Source organism: Treponema sp. R8-4-B8, from assembly GCF_054786175.1.
In genome coordinates this window covers 1-3168 of record NZ_BDHE01000051.1, presented here as the reverse complement: position 1 = coordinate 3168, position 3168 = coordinate 1, and the positions used below count along the sequence as shown (strand labels likewise).

Sequence of the window (3168 nt, the reverse complement as noted above, 5' to 3'; positions counted from 1 at the left end):
TACGCACTGATATAGATATTTTGCTTTCCAATACTTCTATATGTATGGCGGTGGAAGTCAAGCGATGGCTGGAAAGAACCGATCAAGTTGATGAACATATAAAACGAATGCAGTTGATACGGCAATATCCTCCTGCTGAAGTTAAAGATAAAAAGTTGTTAGGGGCGATAGTTGGCGCTGTTGTAACGCCTGAAGCGCGGGAATACGCGGAACAAAACGGTTTCTTTATTCTTGAATTAACGGGAGAAGATGTCCGTTTACTTGAACCACCGGAAGGTTTTCAACCAAAAGAATGGTAAATATCAGATTGAGTTGTTTCCATAATAACTAACATCTAAAACTTTACAAAACATTATTCTCAAAATTTCTCTCGCAAAGGCGCAGAGAACGCAAAGTTGCTGTCCGATGCCCCATTATTGATCAAGATATGTAAGTTTGACTACAAATCTTGAAAGAAAAACGACGATCCTGCTAGCAACAACTTTGCGCCTCTGCGTCTTTGCGTGAGGTCTTCTTTGTAAATATTTAGTTGTTACTGACTATTACGTAAAAGTAGTAAAAGATACCTTTGCGTATACGCCGTCTTTTTTTGGTTTCGTAATAATAAATAAAAAGCCGTCCCAATGTTTATGGAGGACGGCTTATTCGGAAAAATTTGTTGTCTGATACTAATACGTAGGTACCCAACTACCAGCAGTACCACTACTATCAGTAAACCAATATGACATAATTGCCTGAGTACTAGTATTACCGCTTCTTGTACATGTTACCCGCAATGATACTCGCCGCTTACCGCCTACATAATAAATCCAAGGCGTATAATTGCTAAGAGTGTACGATCTTGCAGTTCCTGCGAGGGGAGTAGAGGTAAGATCGTACCAAAAAGCAGGAGTACTGCCATCTTCTGCAATATATACTGCAATTGTAATATTCGTAGGCGCTGCATAAGAATATAAGCCATTAGGTGTAGTGCCCGTTGTTTGAAGTGTCCAGTTAATAGTTATACTACTACTGGTTACTGAATTGGTGCCGAATATTGGTTGATCAAGTCTAGTTTCGATTGGCGCGCTTGATGTCCACCTTGCGTAAATAGTGGAGTTTTGAGAGAATACAGTGCTTGTTGTTACTTGCGTGCCGCCGGATGTTGAGGTAAACCAGCCGTTAAAAGTGTAGCCGGATCTTGTCGGAGTGGGCAAGGTTGCGAGACTGCCGTTTGTGCCTGTCGTACCGCTTGTCGGACTGACTGAGCCGCCATTGGCATTGAATGTTATGGTGTAAGTAGTCTGGTTATCGCCACCGCCTCCACTGCCACCGCCACCAGAGGATTGTGTTGTTGCTAACGCAGATGATGAATAATTGCTTGACCCGGCGCTATTGACCGCCTTAATGTAGTAATAATAAGTGGTTCCGGCTTGTAACCCAGTATGGGTATAGGAAGTTCCAGTAACTGTTCCGGCAAAATTTTTAGTAATAGAACTGCCTATCTCAAAATACACATCGTAACTCGTTGCCCCAGATACCGCACTCCATGACACGCTAATACTACTTGATGAAACAGCTGTAGCATTTACTCCTGTAGGAGCATTTGGTACAGTTGTACTACCGCCTCCTCCTCCAGTACCGCCACTTGTTCCTCCGCCATCGCCGCCAGTCGTTGTTTTAGTAAGTGTATATGGAGTATAAGGTATACCTGAACCTGTAACAGTTAACGTGCTACTTGAAATAGTAGCCGTACCAATTGTACTACCTGAATCATCTTTTATAGTCGCCGTATTGCCGCTAAATGAATAAGTACCTGAATAATTATAGGTAGTTAGTGTCCAAGTTGACGCAGTAATAACAAGCGTAACAGAGTAACCATCTGCATCTGTACCATTCCATGTGCCAATAAATTGGTTTGTCCCGTTGTTATTGCCGCCGCCACCAGTACCACCGCCATCTCCACTACCGCCCGTACCACCAGTGCCGCCGCCATTTCCACTACCGCCCGTACCACCAGTGCCGCCGCCATTTCCACTGCCGCCCGTACCACCAGTGCCGCCTCCATCTCCACTGCCGCCTGTACCACCAGTGCCGCCACCACCGCTACTATTGTCACAACCAACAAAAATCAGTCCAATTGCCAGCAGAGCCACCAGCAATCCCAGAAGAAACACATTCCTCTTTAGCATAAAAACTCCTTCGGATTTGACCTATATCAAACCTTTGTGATGTAATACCAGCCTTAAATGGCTAGTCTAGGGGCATTTATTTACCCCCTCTTAAAAAGAGGGTACTATATTTATTAATACGTGTCAAGAAATACTTACCAATTATATCGTTAATTTAAGATACAAAAAGACGTATGGAAACTAAAAAACTGGTTTTACGGCAAATTTTAGCGGCAAATATCAAGGAACAACGCCGAATTCTCGGAATTTCACAGGAAAAATTGGCTGAAATGGCTGGTATTTCATGGCAAGCAGTAAACAGTATTGAATGTCAAAGGACGTGGGTCAGTGACAAAACGCTGGAAGCCCTTGCCACTGTATTTAAAATAGAAACTTTTCAGCTCCTTATTCCGCTTGAAACTAGAGCCGCTCTCTCCCTTAACTCTACTGATGCCTTGCGGAAGTTAGCTGAAGCCAAAAAAAGCTATGACGACAATTTTGCTGAAATATACGGCAAAATAATCTAGCAAAGGTGTCAGATTATGTTTTTGTGTTAAAATGACTAACATTTGATCTTTTACCCCAACGAAGAGGTCTGGAACCTCAGCGTTTCATTTGTATTCTTCTTACAAATACTATATAATGAAAAAATCCTATACTTGGAGGTATCCTATGGCAGAAATGACAGTTCAAGAAGCGGCAGAATGGGGAAAAACTCTTGACTTTCCCACTGTTTGGACGGCTTTAACAAAATTGGGAGAACAGGTTGACCAAACAACTAAAACTATCGACAAATTGGGGGAAAAAGTTGACCGTGTAACCGCCAACGTCGGCGGGCTTAACCAATCTATGGGAGATTTGGTGGAGACCCTTTTTGCGCCTCACTTGAATGAGAAGTTTGACGCGTATAATTACAATCTTAAACGGATATTTAACCGCGTTCCAATCTATGATAATAATAACCGGTTACGCACTGATATAGATATTTTGCTTTCCAATACTTCTATATGTATGGCGG

General features: G+C 42.5%; 4 protein-coding genes. 3 read left to right on the top strand and 1 reads right to left on the bottom strand.

Features of this window, described 5'->3' with window-relative positions; translation table 11 throughout:
- The coding region (locus ACYVRA_RS06000; RefSeq protein ID WP_461251842.1) for a hypothetical protein at window positions 1–299 on the top strand (299 nt) is incomplete at its 5' end.
- 369 nt (window positions 300–668) lie between these two features.
- Here the strand turns inward: ACYVRA_RS06000 and ACYVRA_RS05995 are convergent.
- Window positions 669–2171, bottom strand: coding sequence for an InlB B-repeat-containing protein (locus ACYVRA_RS05995; RefSeq protein WP_461251841.1), 1503 nt, complete (start codon window positions 2169–2171; stop codon window positions 669–671).
- Window positions 2172–2344: 173 nt separating this feature from the next.
- Between ACYVRA_RS05995 and ACYVRA_RS05990 the strand changes: the two genes are divergently transcribed.
- Both ACYVRA_RS05990 and ACYVRA_RS05985 read left to right on the top strand, forming a co-directional pair.
- Entirely contained in the window at window positions 2345–2677 is a 333-nt protein-coding gene (locus tag ACYVRA_RS05990) for a helix-turn-helix domain-containing protein (protein ID WP_461251840.1), read from the top strand.
- Window positions 2678–2822: 145 nt separating this feature from the next.
- The coding region (locus ACYVRA_RS05985) for a hypothetical protein (RefSeq protein ID WP_461251839.1) at window positions 2823–3168 on the top strand (346 nt) is incomplete at its 3' end.

Excerpts from the sequence above, each read along its gene's own strand:
- ACYVRA_RS05990 (WP_461251840.1), top strand. The coding sequence starts at position 2,345 with ATGGAAACTAAAAAACTGGTTTTACGGCAAATTTTAGCGGCAAATATC.
- ACYVRA_RS05995 (WP_461251841.1), bottom strand. The coding sequence starts at position 2,171 with ATGCTAAAGAGGAATGTGTTTCTTCTGGGATTGCTGGTGGCTCTGCTG.